Origin of the sequence: Collinsella sp. AM29-10AC (assembly GCF_003469085.1) — a bacterium.
Classification (GTDB): Bacteria; Actinomycetota; Coriobacteriia; order Coriobacteriales; family Coriobacteriaceae; genus Collinsella.
The window spans coordinates 25,506-44,914 of record NZ_QSKB01000012.1 but is presented as its reverse complement, the minus strand read 5'-3'; the positions used below and the strand labels follow the sequence as shown (position 1 = coordinate 44,914).

Here is a 19,409-nt window from a genome sequence, read left to right as displayed (position 1 = left end):
AAAAACCCGCCAGGCTGTTGTAAAAATGGACATCAGCGCTACTATAGTTCCACTTGCACTTTGTCCCAGTGCAGTGTTTCCAGCCATTTTTATACTGGGGGTAATGATATGAAGGACATCACCATCAGCCGCAGGAGCCTTCTGGTCTCCGCCGGTCTGCTCGCGCTCGCCCCGCTCGCCGGATGCGGCGGCAACTCTGGTTCCGGCTCTGCTGCCGCCGGTTCCGACTACACCATCGGCGTTCTGCAACTCACCGAGCACTCCGCACTCGATGCCGCCAACGACGGCTTTGTCAAGGCCATCAAGGAGAGCGGCCTTAAGGTCAAGATCGACCAGAAGAACGCCCAGAACGACCAGTCCACGTGTAAGTCCATTGCCGACAAGTTTGTGGGCGACAACGTCAACCTGATTTATGCCATCGCTACGCCCGCCGCGCAGGCTGCCGCCGGCGCCACGGCCGATATCCCCATCGTGGGCTGTGCCATCACCGACTACGCCGCCTCCGGCCTGGTCCAGGACAACGACAAGCCCGGCACCAACGTCACGGGTGCTTCCGACCTCACCCCGGTCGCCGAGCAGCTCGAGATGATGCAGAAGGTCCTGCCCAACGTTAAAAAGGTCGGCCTGCTCTACTGCACCGCCGAGTCCAACTCCGACGTCCAGATCAAGGCCGCCAAGAAGGAGCTCGACAAGCTGGGCCTGGAGCACACCGACTTCACCGTCTCGAGCTCCAACGAGATCCAGTCCGTCGTAGAGTCTGCCGTGGGCAAGATCGACGCACTGTACTCCCCCACCGACAACACCATCGCCGCGGGCGCCTCGCAGGTGGGCCAGATCTGCAAGGAGAACAAGCTCCCCTTCGTCACCGGCGAGGAGGGCATGTGCAAGGCCGGCGGCCTGTTCACCCTCTCCATCAACTACGAGGACCTGGGCTACGCTGCAGGCGAGATGGCCGTTAAGATCCTGAAGGGCGAGGCTAAGCCCGAGGATATGGCTATCGAGCACCTCTCGAGCAAGGACCTGGTCGTCGTCAAGAACGACGAGATGGCCGAGGCGCTGGGCATCGATCTTTCCGCCCTGGACGAGTAGCACCATGCGCCGTAACGCATCTAGGGTTCGTTCTCGCGCCATAGCTGCGTTATTCAATATCTGAGCCATTGGGGCGAACGTCATAGACCGGCGTTCGCCCCAATGGCTCAGATATAACAAAACGTTTGCCTGCCGTTCTTATATTCATTGTTACCGCTATTATGGAACATCACGTGTCCACCCTATCCTAGGAGGTATGAAGCATGCTCATTGCATTGCAGGGCGCCGTTTCGCAGGGCGTCCTCTGGGGCATTATGGTGCTCGGCGTGTTTATCACGTTCCGCCTGCTCGACATCCCCGATATGACCTGCGACGGCAGCTTTGCCCTCGGCGGCTGTGTTTGCGCCGTGCTCATCGTCAACAATAACGTCGACCCCTTGCTCGCCGTGCTGGCCGGCATGTGCGCCGGCGCCATCGCGGGCGCTGTCACGGGCATCTTGACCACCGTTTTTGAGATTCCTGCAATCCTCGCCGGAATCCTTACGCAGATCAGTCTGTGGTCCATCAACCTGCGCATCATGGGTAAATCCAACACGCCCATCCTTGCCAAGGGCACCATCTTCTCATCCGTCAGCCACATGACGGGCCTGCCGCAGTCCACCGTTGCCATTATCTTGGGCATCTTGCTCGCCGTGGCTATCGTTGCCATCCTGTATTGGTTCTTTGGCACCGAGATCGGCTCGGCGCTGCGTGCCGCCGGCAACAACGAGTACATGATCCGCGCCCTGGGCGTCAACACCAACTCCACCAAGATGATCGCCCTCGTGCTCTCCAACGCCCTCATCGGCCTCTCTGGCGCGCTTATCTGCCAGAGCCAAAAGTATGCCGACATTGGCATGGGCACCGGCGCCATCGTTATCGGTCTTGCCGCTATTGTTATCGGCGAGGTGCTCGGCCGCCTGCTGCCCGGCGGTCTCACGCAGTTTAGCGTCCGTCTTGCCTCCGCCGTCTTTGGCTCTGTGGTGTACTTCCTCATCCGCGCCATCGTGCTGCAGTTGGGCATGGACGCCAACGACATGAAGCTGCTCTCCGCCGTGATCGTCGCCGTGGCCCTGTGCGTGCCCGTAGTTTGGGAGCGCTATAAGCTCCGCAGCTCCTACACGAAGGGAGATGAGGCAGATGCTTAAGCTCTCGCACGTCAAGAAGACCTTTAACAAGGGCACCGTCACCGAGAAGCGCGCGCTCACCGGCGTCGACCTTACCCTCAACGACGGCGACTTTGTAACTGTGATCGGCGGCAACGGCGCCGGCAAATCCACGCTGCTCAACATGATTGCCGGCGTATATCCGCTCGATTCGGGCGTTATCGAGCTCGACGGCACCGACATCTCGCGCCTGAGCGAGTCGCAGCGCGCCAAGTACCTGGGCCGTGTGTTCCAGGATCCCATGCGCGGCACCGCAGCCGACATGCAGATTGCCGAGAACTTGGCCCTCGCCAAGCGTCGCGGCCAGCGTCGCGGCCTTTCGTGGGGCGTCACCAAGGCCGAGAAGGACGAGTACGTTGAGTTGCTCAAGCGCCTGGACCTTGGCCTGGACACGCGCCTCAACGCCAAGGTCGGCCTGCTTTCGGGTGGCCAGCGCCAGGCACTCACGCTGCTCATGGCCACGCTCACCAAGCCGCGCTTGCTGCTGCTCGACGAGCACACCGCGGCACTCGACCCCAAGACCGCCTCTAAGGTGCTCAATCTGACCGAGGAGATTGTCGACGAGAACCACCTGACCACGCTCATGGTCACGCACAACATGAATGACGCCATCCGTCTGGGCAATCGCCTGATCATGATGCACGAGGGCCACGTTATCTACGACGTGGCGGGCGACGAGAAGAAGTCGCTCACCGTCGCCGACCTGCTGCAGAAGTTCGAGGAGGTCTCGGGCGGCGAGCTCGCCAACGACCGCATGCTGCTGAGCTAAACCTACCAAAAGGGACAGGTTTATTTTGGCAGGTTTTATCTGCGCAAACGTCAAAACCGCCGCAAAGGAACAGATACCTTTGCGACGGTTTTCGCATATCATGTCGATAATCCAGCGTCAGCAGGAACCACTGGTTAAGAACTAAGGAAACTGCCATGAGAAGACTCCTTCCCCGTCTTGCTTGACCGCCGCACTCCTTGCCGGCGTGCTCGCCGGCGGCCCAGCTTACGCCACCGCGGCCACCCCATCTCAAGTTATCGGCCCGTCCGATGTGATCGGACGGGCTTTTTGGTGGGTATCATGGTTGAATGATCATTAGGAGGTTTTCCCTACATGGAATTGTTTGAACCGATTCTTCATTTCTTTGAGCAGCGCTGGGTCCACAACATCATCTGGGCCGTCATCTTGGTAATAGTCACCGCCATCGCCGCCAAGGTGGCATCCAAGACCCTGCGCCACCTACTCAACCGAGACGACAACCCGCTTCCCGCATCGAGCATCTTCATCAACATCGCGCGTGCCGTCATTTGGATGATCGGCGGCAGCTTTATCCTCGACAACTGCTTTGGCATTAACGCAAACGCGCTCGTCGCCGCTCTTGGCGTCGGCGGCATCGCCATCTCGCTCGGCTTTCAGGACACGCTATCAAACCTTATCGGCGGCATGCAAGTGACCTTTATGGGCATCATCAAGCCCGGCGACAATATCGAGGTCGGCGGCGTGTCGGGTGTGGTCCAGGACATCACTTGGCGCCACACGACCATCGAAGATGCCTGCGGGCAGACCATCATTGTGCCCAACTCCAACATCTCCAAGAACACGCTCGTGCATCTGATGCCCTTTGGGCGCGTGGCCGTGCCCGTTGCCGTAAAGGACACGTCTAAGTGGGCCTCGCTGGACGCGCTGGCAGATGAGCTTACCGACGCCACCAAGGCCGCGGTGCTTCCCATCTCTGGCTTTGACAAGGAGCCGTACGTGCTCTTTAGCGAGATCGGCGACTTTGGCGTCAAGGGCAAAATCATCTTTATCGTCAGCGACGATAGCACCACCTTCACGGCAACCGACGCCTGCATTCGTGCCATCGCCCCCATCGTCGCCTAAACTACCACAAAGGGGACAGGCACCTTTGTGGTAGTTTCGCATCGTGGTACCATGGTTCATATCGTTGTTTAAACGACTAAGGGAGTAGACACCATGGAAGAGGCCTATCGTCAAGCACGCAAGCGCGGCGAGCAAGGACGTCGACGCGCCATTAGTCAAAGCGAGCATCCGTACCTCACGGACCTCGATAGCTTAGTTGCTCAGCTCCCCTTAGGCCAGCGAGAGAATGTCGGCCTGAGAGACATTCCGCTCGAAATGGTCGTCGGCACGGTTACCAAGGGCCGTCAGTCCGCCTTTTCATGCAACTTTATGCCCTTGCTGCCGTTTGGCACCGAGTTCGCCCGCAAATGGTCCAACCTCTACGACATCCAGGTGACCGAGGGCTATCGCGACCCCATCATCGTCACCGAGTTCATGCATCGGTTCTATGTCCAGGAAGGCAACAAACGTGTCAGTGTCCTCAAATTCCTGGACGCCCCGACGGTTTCGGCCAAGATTACCCGTCTCTACCCCGGCACATGGGATTCCGTCGAAAGCCGCCTGTACGGCGAGTTCTGCGCGTTTTGGCGCGTCTGCCCCCTATACGAGATCGAGTTCTCTCGCGAGGGAAGCTACGAAACGCTCGCCAAGATGCTCGGTCAGAACCTTATCGAAAAATGGCCGCAGAAAAAGGTCGACTACCTGCGCCACACCTTCCTGCTCTTTAAGCGTGCCTACCTTCGCGCGGGCGGCGACCACCTGGACATTACGCCCGCCGACGCCATGCTCGTCTACCTCAATGTGTACAACCAGGACCGCCTGCTGGATACGCCAACGGATATCGTCGTAAACCGCCTGTGCAAGATCTGGCGCGAGCTGGTCATCGCCGGGAAAAGTGACGAGGACAAGGTCGATCTTGTCGAAGCGCCGAGTGTCGATGAGGAGGAGTCGCCCGCCAAGTCCACCTCCGGTGTGCTCAACTTCTTTATGGGCAAGACCGTCTATTCGGCGGCCAATCCCCTGCGCATCGCCTTTATCCATGAGTTCCCCTGTGCGACGTCGAGCTGGGACAGCCTTCACGACCAAGGGCGTCAGTATCTCGATGAGCACTTTGGCGGCATCGTGCGCACCGAGGCGTTCGAGGACTGCCACGATCCGGACGTGTTCTACGCCGCCGTGGAGACCGCCGTCAAGCACGGGGTGAACGCCATCTTCTCGACTTCACACCGCCTGATGGAATATACGCTCAGAGCCGCCGTTGAGTATCCCCAGGTGCGATTCCTCAACTGCTCTATCGGCCTTCCCCACCAAAGCGTCCGTTCGTACTTTGGCAAGATGTACGAGGCCAAGTTTCTCCTGGGCGCCCTTGCGGCCAGCATGGCGGACAACCATCGCATTGGCTACCACGCGTCGGTCTTTGCGTCGGGAGCGCTTAGCGAGATCAACGCCTTTGCCATCGGCGCCTCGCTGCTCGACCCTCGTGCGCAGGTAATCCTCACCTGGGGCGATGTACCCGCCGGCGGTCTTGCCGAAGCCATGTGTCGCGAGGGCGTGAGCGTCATGACCGGCGCCGATATGTCCAAGTCTCTCGAGGACCCCACCGCCTACGGGCTTCACCGTCTGGTAAACGGCAAGGAAGTTACCGGTATTGCTATGCCGGTATGGAACTGGGGCCGTTACTACGAACTCATCGTACGCAGCCTACTGCACGGCACATGGGACGAGACCGCCGATGACCAGCAGGTGCGCGCCGTCAACTACTGGTACGGTATGAGCTCCGGCGTCATCGATATTCGCTACGCTCCGGGCCTACCCTATCAGACGCGTAAACTTGTGCAGCTGCTTCGCAACGGCATTGTCGAGGGCTCCATCAACCCATTTGGCGGCGAGCTCCACAGCCAGGACGGCGTGGTTCAGATTGAGGGCTTCCCTCCCCTGCCGAGTACGCAGATTGTCGAGATGAACTGGCTGGCTGACAACGTTATAGGCTCGATTCCGCAGCTCGATAACGAGCCGGAGGTCCGTGCCCTATGAATATCCTAGCCATTGCCGATGTAGAGGAGCGCTGCCTGTGGGAATGTTTTCGCAAGGAGCGCTTTGAGGACGTTGACCTGATTCTATCCGCAGGCGACCTGGATCCGGACTATCTTGAGTTTTTGGTCACTGTCATCAACAAACCGCTTGTGTACGTTCGTGGCAACCACGACGACCGCTACGCGCGCCATGCACCGGGCGGGTGCATTTGTGTTGAGGACAGCGTATATGTGTACCGAGGTATTCGCATTGCGGGTCTGGGCGGTTCCATGCGCTACCGCGACGGCGCGAACATGTATACCGAGCGCGAGATGGCAAAACGCATGCGCAAGCTATCGCGAAAAATCGCACTGGTAGACGGATGCGATATTCTACTTACCCATGCACCCGTCGCAGGCATGGGCGACCTGGACGACCTGCCGCATCGAGGATTCGAGTGCTTTAATGCGGCTCTTGAGTCTTGGGGTCCCGACTATATGATTCACGGGCATGTGCACCAAAGCTACGGCCCCAACTTTCAACGCGAGCGCCAACACCCATGCGGAACGAAGATTGTCAACGCCTGCGGCTATACCAAGATCGAAATTGACGAGGCGCGCTACCCCACGCGCGGTTGGAAGGCCGCTTGGCTCAACTCGCAAACCATGCGCCGCGAGCTCAAACGCCACGAAGCAATCGAGTCTTCAACCGCCAGAACCCCCTGGTAACTGCCAACAACCACCACGAAGGGGATAGGCACCTTTATGGTGGTTTTGCTGACTCGTCCGACCTGTCCATCACGGTGCTTGTGTAATTAACGAGAACACTCATTGTTTTGTAAGGACGGCGCTCACGTGCCGTCTTTTTTTGTCAACTTATGCAGTCTCGACCGTGTTGTATGTAGAGGGACCTCGCGAGACGCCTTCCCTATATCCACCACGACCAATTGGAGGTGACACTATGCCTGCACGCCGTAACCGCAATAGCACGCTCCGATGCGATGCCGATCAGATCGAGCGGGAAGCAAAGCGCTTGGTCGACACGTATTCCGACCTCATCCTTCGATTGTGCTATTCGGCCCTTGGATCCGCTGACGACGCTCAAGACATCTGCCAAGACACGCTGATCAAGATTCTCCAACGCACTCAACCGTTCGACTCGCTCGAACACGAACGTGCTTGGGTGATCCGAGTCGCACTGAACGCATGTCGCGATATCGGCCGTACGCACGCGAATCACCCGGTTGTCGACCTCGATTCGCTCCCCGATTTCTGCGCACCCGTAACACATACCGAGCAAGAATTCGCGCAACGCGACTGCGCCATTCTTTCCGCTGTCACGGCCCTGCCTCAAGCACAGCGCATCGCCATCTTTTTGCACTACTACGCAGGCATGAGCATCAGGGAAATCGCAGACGCCGTTCACGCGACGCCAGCTGCAACCGCCCAGCACCTTAGCCGCGGACGTGCGTCACTTCGGCTTTCCTTGAAAGGAGACCACAATGACTACGAATTCGAATGACTATCGCCACGCCCTGGAGCACATTTCGTTTACCGATAATGCGAAGCAGCACATGGCAAACTCGATTGCTCAGTCCGTCGCCTCGAGCGATGCGGCGACCGCTCAAAGCAACTTTAATGGCACGCGACGCAAGCCGCGCATCGCCCGCCATCCCGTAAGAACAGTCGCTCGCATTGCCGCTGTAACGGCAGTCCTCGCTATCGTCATTGGAGGCGCTGGCACGGCTATGGCAACAGGCGTCCTGCCGCTTCCTTCTGACATGCTTTCCGACATCTTTGACGGACCTGCTTCTCAAACCGAGATCATCGACCGTATTGGCCGGCCCGTCGGTGCTAGCTGCTCCAACAACGGAGTCACCGTGACCGCCGACGCCATCATGGGCGACAAGGATATGGTTACCATCGCCTATACGCTTACGTTCGACGATCCCGCTGCCCTGAAAAAGCTTTCCGAGCCGGGCGAGAACGGAACTATCGCCGGAAGTGTCGATGGAAACGTATACGTTGATGGCGAGCATGGCGGCCAAGGCCAATCATGGCTCATTGACAAGAACCCCAATGACTCCAGCATTCAATACTTTACACAGTTCAGCGTTGAATCACCCGGCCTTATGGGCAGGACCGTCCGCACGCATATCAACTCTCTCGTTGTGCCACGTGCTGGCAAAGAGCTTCCCGAGTATAAGAAAATACTTACGGGCCCATGGGATCTTAAGTTCCAGCTGAATTACGAAGATACATCCGTTACGATTCCCGCGCCCAAATCGGTCAACTTTAACGGCACCAAGGCGACGATTCAAGAGGCCACCGTATCCTGCGTTGGCGTTTCAGTCCGCTACAACATAGATCGTTCCATCGAACACGACAACAACAGCGGCAAGATGTCTCAAAACATGGAGGAGTCTATGGATGCCGTTGGCAACATACCCCTCATCGTGACGTTCAAAGACGGTCATGTTGAGGACGCAACCAGCCACAGCGGCTATTTCGCAAATAAACTGGATAACGGCACCACTGATGTCCACAAGACCTGGCCGTTCTCGCAAGTTTGTGACACAGACAAGATTGCAAGCGTACAAATTGGCGATACGGTCATTCCCATGAATTCGTAACGCTACGCGGCTCGTATATGCACCCGGTTCCGCGCTTCGCGTCTAAAGATGCGCTGTCATCGAGCAGCGTGAGCGCAAGGCCGCCCGTATGGTCGGCTGGGAACACCTCGTTGCGCTAAAAACCACCACGAAGGGGACCGGCACCTTTGTGGTGGTTTTGCTGACTCGTCCGACCTGTCCCAACGGTTTGTCTCAATCTGTAACAGGTAGGGCCCAAATAATCGGTTAGCTGTTACAGATCGAGACAGACCACGGATGCTCAGCCGAAAATCTCAATCTGTAACAGGTAGGAACGATTTTGCCCCTTAGATGTTACAGATTGAGATATTTGACAGCTTGAATCGGCATCGCCTACAGCGCGGCGACGACCTTGTCGCCCATCGTCGTGGTGCCGAGGATCTTATCTGCCGGGGTGTTGACATCGGCGATGTCACGGGTGCGCCAGCCCTCGTCGAGCACGCGCGCCACGGCGCTCTCGATCCACGCGGCTTGCTCGCCCATGTCGAGCGCGTAGGTCAGCAGCATCGCCACCGACAAGATTTGAGCCAGCGGATTGGCCACGCCGAGCCCCGCGATGTCAGGAGCGCTGCCAGCGCTCGGCCCAAACAGCGATACGCCATCATCCAGCGAGGCAGAGGCAAGCATACCGAGCGATCCGGTAATCTGAGCCGCCTCATCGGACAGGATGTCGCCGAACATGTTCTCCGTCACCACGACGTCAAAGTCTGCCGGTCGACTGTTGAGCTGCATGGCGGCGTTGTCGACGAGCAGGTCCTCAAGCTCCACGTCGGAGTACTCCTCGTCTTGCACGCGATGCACGATCTCGCGCCACATGCGGCTCGTCTCCAGCACGTTGCGCTTATCAACGCTCGTCACCTTGCCGCGACGTTTGCGCGCCGCCTCAAATGCCTGGCGCGCAATGCGCTCAATCTCGTACTCGCGATACTCCATCACGTCGACCGCACGCTGACCGGCCGCACCCGCAGCGCCCGCGCAGGTCACGGATGCGGGCGCCAAAGTCCCACGGCATGTTGTAGCCCATCGTATCGGGGATGTTCACGACCGTGGCACCGGCCTTTACGGCCGCCTCGATAATGCGCACCAGAAACTCCTGATCGGAGCGGCCGGCATCCTCGGCATAAAACTCAACATCGTCAACGAACTTGCGAGCATGTTTGACGGCATGGATCGCTCACTCAATTGCCCTTTCCTCAGTCATATGGAGCTTGTCGCGCAGGTGACTGGTGCTCACACCCAGCCCTGTATGGATACGGGGCCTCTGGGCCGTTTTGAGCGCCTCTGCAGCCACTTCGATACCCCTGTCGACAGCGCGCGTCAGGCCGCATACCGTGCATCGGTCGCCCGCAATCTTGCCAATCTCCTGTACGGAGCGAAAGTCACCAGGACTCGAGATGGGAAAGCCCGCCTCGATAACGTCCACGTTCATGCGCACCAGCTGGCGGGCGATGAAGAGCTTTTCCTCGGTATTCATGCTGGCGCCCGGCGACTGCTCACCGTCGCACAGGGTGGCGTCAAAGATTGTGATTTTGTGGCTTATATGTTCCTCCTGATTGACCGTTTTATGACAGATGGCTTTCAGGAGAGAGAGAAGGCCTAGAGATAGAAAAATACCCGTGTCGCTCATCACGCCTGAAAGCGGCAGACGATAGCGCACCCGGGTACAACAAATCGTTATAGCGAGATTACAACCCTAGCGCGCTATCCAATCTAGTAGCGCTAGGCCTAGGAGCTGTTGCGTGTTCTTAAACATGTTGGGCTCCCTTCGGCCTCGGGTAGTACTACATCGCGCTAAAGTACAACACAAGTAAAACCACCACAAGGGTGCCTGTCCCCTTCGTGGTGGTTTCGTTGACTCAAAAGCAAGAGACCCGGTCCTGCACGAGGCAGAACCGGGTCTCTTTAGCAATGCTTGCTTTGCTCAGGCAGTAACTGTTAGTTACTCAGCCAGGAAGTCGCGCTGGATAGCGGGATCGACCTTGACGCCAGGGCCCATGGTGGAAGACACGGAGATGGACTTGACGTACTTGCCCTTAGCAGAAGAGGGCTTGACGCGCAGGATCTCGGTGTACAGGGCAGCGTAGTTCTCGACGAGCTGCTGCTCGGTGAAGGACTTCTTGCCCAGGGGCACGTGGCAGATGCCGTAGCGGTCGGCGCGGTACTCAACGCGGCCAGCCTTGAGCTCGGAGACCATCTTGGCGACGTCCATGGTCACGGTGCCGAGCTTGGGGTTCGGCATGAGGCCACGGGGACCAAGGATCTTACCGATGCGGCCAACCTTGGCCATCATGTTCGGCGTAGCGATAGCGGCGTCGAAGTTGATCTCGCCCTTCTGAATCTGGGCGACAAGCTCGTCGGAACCGATGATGTCGGCGCCGGCAGCCTCAGCCTCGCGGGCCTTCTCGCCCTCGGCGAAGACGGCAACACGAACGGTCTTGCCGGTGCCGTGGGGCAGGGAGATGGAACCACGGATGTTCTGGTCAGCCTTACGAGTATCGATGCCCAGACGGAAGTGGGCCTCGACGGTCTCGTCGAACTTGGCGGTGTCGAGCTCCTTAATGAGCTTGGCAGCCTGAAGGGGGGTGTAGAGCGTGGCGCGATCGATCTTCTCGGCAGCGGCGTTATAGCTCTTACCATGCTTAGCCATGTGCATTACCTCCTGTGGTTAAACGGGCGTGAGCCCTCCCACATCGTATCGTGTGCCCTATTGCACACATTTAACGGGCGCCCAGGTCGGAGCACCCGTCGTTACCATAAGAAATCGCTACTCAGCGATGGTGACGCCCATGGAACGGGCGGTACCGGCGATGATCTTCTTGGCGGCGTCAATGTCGTTGGCATTGAGGTCCGGCATCTTGATCTCGGCGATCTTGGTGAGCTGCTCCTGGGAGAGCTGACCAACCTTGTCGGCCTGGGGCTTAGCGGAACCAGACTTGAGGTTCAGCTCCTTCTTGATGAGGTGAGCCGCCGGCGGGGTCTTGGTGATGAAGGAGAAGGACTTATCCTCGTAGACAGAGATCTCAACGGGGATGATGTCGCCCTTCTTGTCCTGCGTCTCGGCGTTAAAGGCCTGGCAGAACTGCATGATGTTCACGCCAGCAGCGCCCAGAGCGGGGCCGACGGGAGGAGCGGGGTTAGCTGCACCAGCAGGAATCTGGAGCTTAATGACGTTGGCAACCTTCTTCTCAGCCATGGTCATTCCTTTCGAATCACGAGTGTGAAGTACTTGCTATATCGTAAGCACGCACGTGTTAGAAGCACTCCTGAGATGAGCAGTCACAGAAGAAGCACGCTCGCGCGAACGGACGAAAACTTAAGCGATGACAGCGACCTGGTTAAAGTCGAGCTCGACCGGCGTCTCGCGGCCAAAGATCATCAGCGTGACCTTGAGCTTGCCAGCCTCGGTGTTAACCTCGGAGACCTTGCCATCAAAGTCGGTAAGCGGGCCATCGGTGACGCGGACGGACGTGCCGACCTGAATATCAACCGAGGTGCGCTTGGGCGAATCGCCCTTACCGGGACGACGAGTCATCTTGTTGTACTCGTCGCGGGAAAGCGGAGCGGGCTTGCCGTTGCCGCCTAGGAAACCGGTGACGCCGGGCGTGTTGCGAACACACGTCCACGCATCGTCATCCATCTCCATGCGAACCAGGACATAACCCGGAAAGATCTTAGAATCCTTGGTCTCGCGCTTGCCGCCCTCTTTGATCTCGGTGACGCGCTCCATAGGAATCTCGATATCAAAGATACGGTCCTGCATGCCCATAGTCTCGATGCGATGCTCGAGATCGGACTTAACGCGGTTCTCGTATCCAGAGTAAGTGTGAACGACGTACCAACGCTTAGACATGGTTTAGCCCCTCAATCCAGAGAACAGAGCAAGAGCCTCGCCAAAGCCAGCATCGAGCAGAGCGATGACGACGCCGACGACGATCAGAGAAGCGCAAACGACGACCGAGTAGTTCACGAGCTCCTTCTTATCGGGCCACGTGACACGCTTCATCTCGGACTTCACCGAAGCGAAATACTTCTTGGTGCGGGCGAAGAAACCAGGCTTCTCGTTCTTCTTAGACTTCGCAGCCTTCTCGCTCTTCTTGGCAACGGCCTTCTTGGCCTCAACCTTGGAGTTGGCGGCAGCGTTGTTGGCAGGCGCCTGCTGCTGTGCCTTCTTCTTGTTCTTCTTGTTGGCCATTTGGGTTACCTCCGCGCAATGCGCTTATACATGAGTAAACCGTAAGCCCCCAAGTGGGAGCTTACGGAATAATGACTGGCACGCCAGGAAGGACTCGAACCCTCAACACTCGGTTTTGGAGACCGATGCTCTACCAATTGAACTACTGGCGTATATGACTAGAGACTAGCGAGTCTCTTTGTGCAGCGTGTGGTGACGGCACCAGGGGCAATACTTCTTGATCTCCATACGATCAGGCATGGTCGACTTGTTCTTGGTGGTCGTATAGTTGCGGCGCTTGCACTCAGTGCACGCAAGAGTAACTAGAGTACGCATGTATCCTGAACCTTTCATTTCCGCCCCGTACGGGCACGAGTTGTTACTTTATCAGCTCCACGTAAGTGCTGTCAATGAAAACCTCGAGTCAATTGGTTCTCGGTGGATCCATTCATATTTGGAACACATCAATGAAGCCATCGAGATCTAATCGACGGTGCATCCAGGACCATTATCGATCCTCTCGACACCAGCAACGGCTCAATATCCATTGCAGAAAAGAACCCGGCACCCAAATAAGTGCCGGGTTCTCTAAGTCAGCTATATCAAAGAGCTAATTTACTCAATGATCGTGGAGACGATGCCCGAACCGACGGTGTGGCCACCCTCGCGGATAGCGAAGCGCAGGCCCTCCTCCATGGCGATCGGGTGGATGAGGTCGCCCTCGATGGTGATGTGGTCACCAGGCATAGCCATCTCGGTGCCCTCGGGGAGCTTGACCGTACCGGTAACGTCGGTGGTACGGAAGTAGAACTGAGGACGATAACCATCGAAGAACGGGGTATGACGGCCGCCCTCCTCCTTGGTCAGAACGTAGATCTCACCGGTGAACTTGGTGTGCGGGGTAACCGAACCGGGCTTGCAGAGAACCTGGCCGCGCTCGATGTCCTCGCGCTTGATGCCGCGGAGCAGCAGACCGACGTTGTCGCCAGCCTCGCAGAAGTCCATGGACTTACGGAACATCTCGATACCGGTAACGACGGTGTTCTGGGTATCCTTGATGCCGACGATCTCGACGGGCTCGTTGAGCTTGAGCTCACCGCGCTCGACACGGCCGGTAGCAACGGTACCACGGCCGGAGATGGTCATAACGTCCTCAACGGCCATCAGGAACGGGAGGTCGTTGTTACGAGCAGGCGTCGGGATGTACTCGTCGACGGCGTTCATGAGCTCGCGGATAGCGTCCATCCACTTGGCGTCGCCCTCGAGAGCGCCCAGAGCGGAACCACGGATGACGGGGATGTCGTCGCCGGGGAAATCGTACTCGGAGAGGAGCTCACGGGTCTCCATCTCGACGAGGTCGATAAGCTCGTCATCGTCGACCATGTCGCACTTGTTCAGGAAGACGACGATGTAGGGAACGCCGACCTGACGGGCGAGCAGGATGTGCTCGCGAGTCTGAGCCATGGGGCCGTCGGTAGCAGCGATGACCAGGATAGCGCCGTCCATCTGAGCAGCGCCGGAGATCATGTTCTTGACGTAGTCAGCGTGGCCCGGGCAGTCAACGTGAGCGTAGTGACGGGAAGCGGTCTCGTACTCGACGTGGGAGACGGAGATCGTAATGCCGCGCTCGCGCTCCTCGGGAGCCTTGTCGATGTTCTCGAACGCAGTGAAGTCAGCCTTGCAGCCCTCGGTCTCGGAGAGAACCTTGGTGATGGCGGCGGTCAGCGTGGTCTTGCCGTGGTCGACGTGACCAATGGTGCCGATGTTAACATGCGGCTTAGTGCGCTCAAACTTCTCTTTGGCCATAAAGCCCTCCTCTTAACAGGTCGTCCCCGGACGGGACTTTGCCTTTATACCATAGTGGCCTCTCAACATACTATTGAGAAGCCACCGTGTTACCTATGGTAGCGGTGACTGGATTCGAACCAGTGACGCCACGGGTATGAACCGTGTGCTCTAACCAACTGAGCTACACCGCCGGATGGAGCCTGCAACCAGACTTGAACTGGTGACCTCTTCGTTACCAACGAAGTGCTCTACCGACTGAGCTATACAGGCACTTGACGGGTGGGAGCTATAGGATTCGAACCTATGTAGGCAGAGCCAACGGGTTTACAGCCCGTCCCCATTAACCACTCGGGCAAACTCCCAATCGTTCAAGTATCCGCAGGTCCTTTGGTCTTTTGGACCGCCGCCCCCGCGAACGAAAAAGATAATACGATGCAACCTTGGGGGCTGTCAACGAAAACCTCTAGATACACGGTTCCGGGCGTATCTATATAGCCGTGACCTGCGGTTTTATTGAGTTTGGATATGAAGGACGGTGGTTTTGGATACAGAGGTGACATTTCCCAAGGTAACACTTTGGCGTAGTGGAGTACACCTTCAGGATCGAACTTCGATAACAGCCTATTTGCACCTATATATAGGTCGAGATCGGGCTTCCGTGGCAGATTCGAGTGTGGATTTTCTTCCGTTTGAAATCGAGCGTGGACAATCTCCCACTATTGGCGTGCCCCCAAGGCCAAAGTGGCAGATTATCCACGATCATTCACTAAGCGGGAGATTTTCCACGCTCGTACGTCCGATAATCCACGCTCAGGGGGGGGCAGCCGAGCTCGACACGGCTTTTGTCTCGATCTGTAACATATAGAGAACATTTTCTCCCCTATCTGTTACAGGTCGAGATATTACGCAGAGACCCCAGCTTACGTCTCAATCTGTAACAGTAAGAACGGTTTTCAGCCTCTTCGTGTTACAGACCGAGATGTTATCGTCCGTCCCTTGGCAATGTCTCGATCTGTAACAATAAGGAGGGTCTTCAGCCCGCCCGTGTTACAGATCGAGACAAACCTAAAGCCTGGTGGGAGTCAAACCCGCTGACATGTCAACATAAATAGAAACGGGCCCTGTCCCATATAGAGACAGAGCCCGAAACTCTCATGGAGCCAGTGACAGGAATCGAACCTGCAACCCACTGATTACAAATCAGTTGCGCTACCGTTGCGCCACACTGGCACACTTGGCGCTTTCGCGCGAAGCCAATTAAGAATAAAGGAATTGCTGACAAGGCGCAACAGACCCTTTGACCGACCACATCTCAAAACTATTCGTCAGAACGAATAGTTTTATCCGTTCGCCAAAACCAAAAACTATTCGTATTGGCGACGGCAACCCACAGTCCATTGATTACAAATCAACGGGCCGGCCAATTGGGAAACGGGTCTCTATGGATACTCCCCTACCGGCCGCGCAGGGCCTTGAGCTTGGCCAGGGCATCGGGGCTCAGGCGACTGCCCAGAGTCATCTTGATCTGCGGGGCTTCCTCTGCCTCGTGAACGTCGTTATCGATCTGTTTGATCTCGTCCACCAGCATGCGGCTCGAGATGCGCGTGACGCCCTTGCCCATGACGACGGCCTGGATCGTGCCGTCGCTCGACACCACGGAGCACGCGCGACCTTCCTCGCGCGCCTCGATGCAGAGCTTCTGCACCACGGTATCGGCAGAGACGCCCGTCGGCGAAAACTCGATGCGCACGCCGCGGGCCGGCAGGTTGGGGCGCTCGCTGGAGATGTTGCCCGCGCCGTCGAACACGATCACGGCCTCGTAACGGCCCTGGGCAAACGCCGCGACATCGTTGATGAGCGCAGTACGAGCCATATCGTGGACGTCGCTGGAATACGGATCGTCGGAATGGTCGTACACGAGCTTTTCGTAGCGCGGCGTGCAGTGAATCACGTTGTAGCCGTCGACCACCAGCAGCTCGGGCTTATTGGAGTGCACCGTCGAGACCGGATCGGCGATAGCCTGCGCAAACGCATTGCCGCCCACGCCATAGGTCGCGGCCGAAACAATTGGCTTGGCCGAGCCCTCGCCAAAGCGCTTGGCCTTGGACTTGGCGCGGTTCTTCTTGGACATGCGCTACTCCTCCCCCATGAGCTCGCCGGCATTGCGGCGCAGCCACTCAAAGCACAGCGCGGTGGTCGCCTGGGCCACATTGAGACTCTCGGTCATGCCGCGCTGGGGAAGCTTGGTCAAAAAGTCGCATTTCTCGAGCACCAGGCGCGAGATGCCGTCGCCCTCGGAGCCCATGACGAGCGCAACGCGGCCCTCGAAGGGAGCATCCCAGCAGCTGCCCTCGGCGTGCTCGGAAGCACCGCCCACCCAAAAGCCAGCAGCCTTGAGGTCGTCGAGCGCTCGAGCGATGTTGGGAACCTGTGCGATGGGCAGATGCATAACGGCACCAGCAGAGGTTTTGTAGCTGCCCACGGTCACACCGGCGGCGCGCTTGTTGGCAATGATGACGCCCACCGCGCCCACGACCTCGGCAGAGCGCACGATGGCACCAAAGTTACCGTCGTCGGTCACATGGTCGAGTACGACGACGAGCGCCGGGCCGTCACCCGCGCGGTCAAGGATATCGGCGACGTCCGCATAGGGGAAATTACCCACCTCGAGCGCAATGCCCTGATGAGCGCCATGGCTCGACAGCGCATCGAGCTGCGCGCGCGGCACATACTTAATGCGGACGTCCGCGGCGTTGAGATCGTCGACCAGGCGCGACAAGGCAGCATCGCGCTCCCCGCCCTCGGCGATGAGCGCGCACTTGATGGGAAAACCAGTGCGTAGCGCCTCGGCGGCAGCACGACGACCTTCGATAAACTCGCCCTTGGGAACCTCGACGTTATCGCGGCTACGCTCGCGCTGCGAGCGAGCAGCCTGTGAGCGCTCGCGCTGGCCCTTGGGAGCGGCAGCGCGGTCGTTGCAGCGAATCGGACGCGAGCCAGAAGCAGCCTGCTTGCCTCCACGCGGTGCACGTTTGCGATTGTCGGCCATAAAACGGCCTCCTTAACACAATTATCAAACGAAACAAAATAAACGACCGCCCATGAATATTAATTCGGGCGGTCGGTACGGGTTTTCCAAGTGCCCGAGATGGCCGTGAAAGAGGAGCGACGCGTACTTGAGTACGCGAGCGACGGTTTGAACGGCAAGGTCGGGCGCTTGGGAAACCCGCGGGGATTAGAGAGATTTGATACGGGTGCCGGCGGCGGTATCTTCAATCGTCAGCCCGAGGTCCTTGAGCTGGTCGCGGATGGCGTCGGCCAGATCCCAGTTCTTGGCGGCACGGGCCTCGGCGCGGGCCTCGAGAATCTTGGCAGCGGCCTCGTCCACGTCGTCACCCGTGTAGGCGACCAGGCCGGCGGCAACGCCCAGCAGGCCCAGCGGCAACTCGACCTTGGGCTCGGGGAGCTCGACGCCAAACGTATCGAGCAGCTCGACCAGCGTATCGGCAGCAGCAAGCGCAGCGGCCTTGTCGGCAGCATCGCCCGCCTGCTCCAGGTACTGGTTGCACTCGGTCACAAAGCCAAAGACAGCACCCATGGCACCGGCAGTGTTAAAGTCGTCGTCCATGCACTCCTTAAAGGCGGCACGGGTCTCGGCGGCCTTGGCGGCAAACGCCTCAGATGCTGCCTCATCGGCATCGGCCGCCGCATGGTTCGCGGCCCAGCGCAGGTTCTCGACCGTACCGGCGATACGCGTAAGCGAGTTCTCGGCACCCTCCAGGCGCTCCCAAGAAAAGTCGAGCGGCGAGCGATAGCTCGTCTGCAGCATCAGCAGGCGCAGGGCCGCAGCAGAGTGCTGTTCGAGCACCTCGGCCAGCGTAAAGAAGTTTCCGAGCGACTTGGACATCTTCTCGCCGTCTACCAGCAGCATGCCCGTGTGCATCCAGGTGTTGGAGAAACCCTGGTGCCAGGCGCAGGTGGCCTGGGCACACTCGTTCTCGTGATGCGGGAAGGCAAGGTCGGAGCCGCCGCCGTGGATGTCGATCGGGGTGCCCAGGTAGCGATGCACCATGGCGGCGCACTCGGTGTGCCAACCGGGACGGCCTTCGCCCCAGGGGCTCGGCCAGCTGGGCTCGCCGGGCTTGGCGGCCTTCCACAGGGCAAAGTCGAGCGGGTCGTTCTTGTCCTCGTTCTCCTCGATGCGCGCGCCAACCATCAGATCGTCGATGTTGCGGCCCGAAACCTGACCATAGTTGGGATCGCTGCGCACGGCAAAGTACACGTCGCCGTTATCGGCGGCGTAGGCATGGCCCTGCTCGATAAGCGTCTTGATCATAGCGATCATGGGGCCGATCTCCTTGGTGGCGCGGGGGCGCACATCGGGATCGAGCACGTTGGCGGCACGCATGACGCCGATGAACTTGTCGGAGAACTCCGTCGCGACCTCGGCGGCCGTGCGGCCCTGCTCGTTGGCGCGCTTGATGATCTTGTCATCGACATCGGTGAGGTTCTGGGCGAACGTGACCTCGTAGCCGCTCGCGATGAGCCAGCGACGAATCACGTCAAAGCTGATGAACGTGCGAGCATTGCCGATGTGGATGTTGTCGTAGACCGTGGGGCCGCACACGTACATGCGAACCTTGCCGGACTCGATGGGCTGGAACTCTTCCTTTTTATGGGTAGCGCTGTTGTAGATACGCATTC

The 19,409-nt window shown here is 58.4% G+C and carries 18 protein-coding genes, 5 tRNA genes and 1 pseudogene; 8 read left to right on the top strand and 16 right to left on the bottom strand.

Annotated features, from left to right (window positions below):
- The first annotated feature begins 108 nt into the window (after positions 1-108).
- The 8 genes from DW754_RS05315 to DW754_RS05280 all read left to right on the top strand — a co-directional run bounded on the left by DW754_RS05315 (position 109) and on the right by DW754_RS05280 (position 8,728).
- Positions 109-1,089, top strand: coding sequence for an ABC transporter substrate-binding protein (locus DW754_RS05315; RefSeq protein WP_117758644.1), 981 nt, complete (start codon positions 109-111; stop codon positions 1,087-1,089).
- A 203-nt stretch (positions 1,090-1,292) separates the two neighbouring features.
- Positions 1,293-2,216 carry an ABC transporter permease gene (locus DW754_RS05310; RefSeq protein ID WP_117758645.1) on the top strand — a complete coding sequence of 308 codons (924 nt, stop codon included), beginning with the start codon at positions 1,293-1,295 and terminating at the stop codon, positions 2,214-2,216.
- A complete protein-coding gene (locus DW754_RS05305; RefSeq protein ID WP_022093887.1) occupies positions 2,209-3,003 on the top strand; it encodes an ABC transporter ATP-binding protein in 795 nt (264 codons plus the stop codon). Before DW754_RS05310 ends, DW754_RS05305 begins: the two co-directional genes overlap by 8 nt.
- A 333-nt stretch (positions 3,004-3,336) precedes the next feature.
- Complete coding sequence (locus DW754_RS05300) at positions 3,337-4,104, top strand: mechanosensitive ion channel family protein (protein ID WP_117758646.1); 768 nt, start codon at positions 3,337-3,339, stop codon at positions 4,102-4,104.
- 93 nt (positions 4,105-4,197) lie between these two features.
- Complete coding sequence (locus DW754_RS05295; RefSeq protein ID WP_117758647.1) at positions 4,198-6,117, top strand: BMP family ABC transporter substrate-binding protein; 1,920 nt, start codon at positions 4,198-4,200, stop codon at positions 6,115-6,117.
- Positions 6,114-6,824: a metallophosphoesterase gene (locus tag DW754_RS05290; RefSeq protein WP_117639531.1), complete on the top strand. Its 711-nt coding sequence runs from the start codon at positions 6,114-6,116 to the stop codon at positions 6,822-6,824. Before DW754_RS05295 ends, DW754_RS05290 begins: the two co-directional genes overlap by 4 nt.
- A 232-nt stretch (positions 6,825-7,056) precedes the next feature.
- Positions 7,057-7,617: an RNA polymerase sigma factor gene (locus DW754_RS05285; RefSeq protein ID WP_117583099.1), complete on the top strand. Its 561-nt coding sequence runs from the start codon at positions 7,057-7,059 to the stop codon at positions 7,615-7,617.
- Entirely contained in the window at positions 7,598-8,728 is a 1,131-nt protein-coding gene (locus DW754_RS05280) for a DUF4179 domain-containing protein (RefSeq protein WP_117758648.1), read from the top strand. Before DW754_RS05285 ends, DW754_RS05280 begins: the two co-directional genes overlap by 20 nt.
- A 351-nt stretch (positions 8,729-9,079) precedes the next feature.
- Here the strand turns inward: DW754_RS05280 and DW754_RS05275 are convergent, their stop codons facing one another.
- The 16 genes and pseudogenes from DW754_RS05275 to cysS form a co-directional block, all read right to left on the bottom strand.
- Positions 9,080-9,730, bottom strand: coding sequence for an isocitrate/isopropylmalate family dehydrogenase (locus tag DW754_RS05275; protein WP_233508878.1), 651 nt, complete (start codon positions 9,728-9,730; stop codon positions 9,080-9,082).
- A pseudogene (locus tag DW754_RS05270) lies at positions 9,654-10,220 on the bottom strand (hypothetical protein). Before DW754_RS05270 ends, DW754_RS05275 begins: the two are co-directional and overlap by 77 nt.
- A gap of 465 nt (positions 10,221-10,685) precedes the next feature.
- Positions 10,686-11,393 carry a 50S ribosomal protein L1 gene (gene rplA, locus DW754_RS05265; protein WP_117736544.1) on the bottom strand — a complete coding sequence of 236 codons (708 nt, stop codon included), beginning with the start codon at positions 11,391-11,393 and terminating at the stop codon, positions 10,686-10,688.
- A gap of 117 nt (positions 11,394-11,510) precedes the next feature.
- The gene (gene rplK, locus DW754_RS05260) at positions 11,511-11,939 is read right to left on the bottom strand and encodes a 50S ribosomal protein L11 (RefSeq protein WP_022093893.1); all 429 of its coding nucleotides are present in this window, start codon (positions 11,937-11,939) and stop codon (positions 11,511-11,513) included.
- A gap of 120 nt (positions 11,940-12,059) precedes the next feature.
- The gene (nusG, locus tag DW754_RS05255) at positions 12,060-12,596 is read right to left on the bottom strand and encodes a transcription termination/antitermination protein NusG (protein ID WP_006234984.1); all 537 of its coding nucleotides are present in this window, start codon (positions 12,594-12,596) and stop codon (positions 12,060-12,062) included.
- A gap of 3 nt (positions 12,597-12,599) precedes the next feature.
- Positions 12,600-12,938, bottom strand: a complete 339-nt coding sequence (gene secE / locus DW754_RS05250; RefSeq protein WP_089572519.1) for a preprotein translocase subunit SecE — start codon at positions 12,936-12,938, stop codon at positions 12,600-12,602.
- 76 nt (positions 12,939-13,014) lie between these two features.
- Positions 13,015-13,090, bottom strand: a tRNA-Trp gene (locus tag DW754_RS05245).
- A gap of 13 nt (positions 13,091-13,103) precedes the next feature.
- On the bottom strand, positions 13,104-13,253 hold the full coding sequence (gene rpmG / locus DW754_RS05240) for a 50S ribosomal protein L33 (protein WP_022093895.1): 150 nt from the start codon (positions 13,251-13,253) through the stop codon (positions 13,104-13,106).
- Positions 13,254-13,532: 279 nt separating this feature from the next.
- The gene (gene tuf / locus DW754_RS05235; RefSeq protein WP_089572520.1) at positions 13,533-14,723 is read right to left on the bottom strand and encodes an elongation factor Tu; all 1,191 of its coding nucleotides are present in this window, start codon (positions 14,721-14,723) and stop codon (positions 13,533-13,535) included.
- Positions 14,724-14,819: 96 nt separating this feature from the next.
- Positions 14,820-14,896, bottom strand: a tRNA-Met gene (locus tag DW754_RS05230).
- A 3-nt stretch (positions 14,897-14,899) separates the two neighbouring features.
- Positions 14,900-14,975 (bottom strand) — tRNA-Thr (locus DW754_RS05225).
- Positions 14,976-14,985: 10 nt separating this feature from the next.
- Positions 14,986-15,067: transfer RNA gene (locus DW754_RS05220), tRNA-Tyr, on the bottom strand.
- A 793-nt stretch (positions 15,068-15,860) separates the two neighbouring features.
- Positions 15,861-15,935 (bottom strand) — tRNA-Thr (locus DW754_RS05215).
- A gap of 223 nt (positions 15,936-16,158) precedes the next feature.
- The gene (locus DW754_RS05210; RefSeq protein ID WP_006234978.1) at positions 16,159-16,836 is read right to left on the bottom strand and encodes an NYN domain-containing protein; all 678 of its coding nucleotides are present in this window, start codon (positions 16,834-16,836) and stop codon (positions 16,159-16,161) included.
- 3 nt (positions 16,837-16,839) lie between these two features.
- Complete coding sequence (gene rlmB, locus DW754_RS05205; protein WP_117758649.1) at positions 16,840-17,754, bottom strand: 23S rRNA (guanosine(2251)-2'-O)-methyltransferase RlmB; 915 nt, start codon at positions 17,752-17,754, stop codon at positions 16,840-16,842.
- 186 nt (positions 17,755-17,940) lie between these two features.
- Positions 17,941-19,407 carry a cysteine--tRNA ligase gene (gene cysS / locus DW754_RS05200; protein WP_089572522.1) on the bottom strand — a complete coding sequence of 489 codons (1,467 nt, stop codon included), beginning with the start codon at positions 19,405-19,407 and terminating at the stop codon, positions 17,941-17,943.
- Between the last annotated feature and the right edge of the window lie 2 nt (positions 19,408-19,409).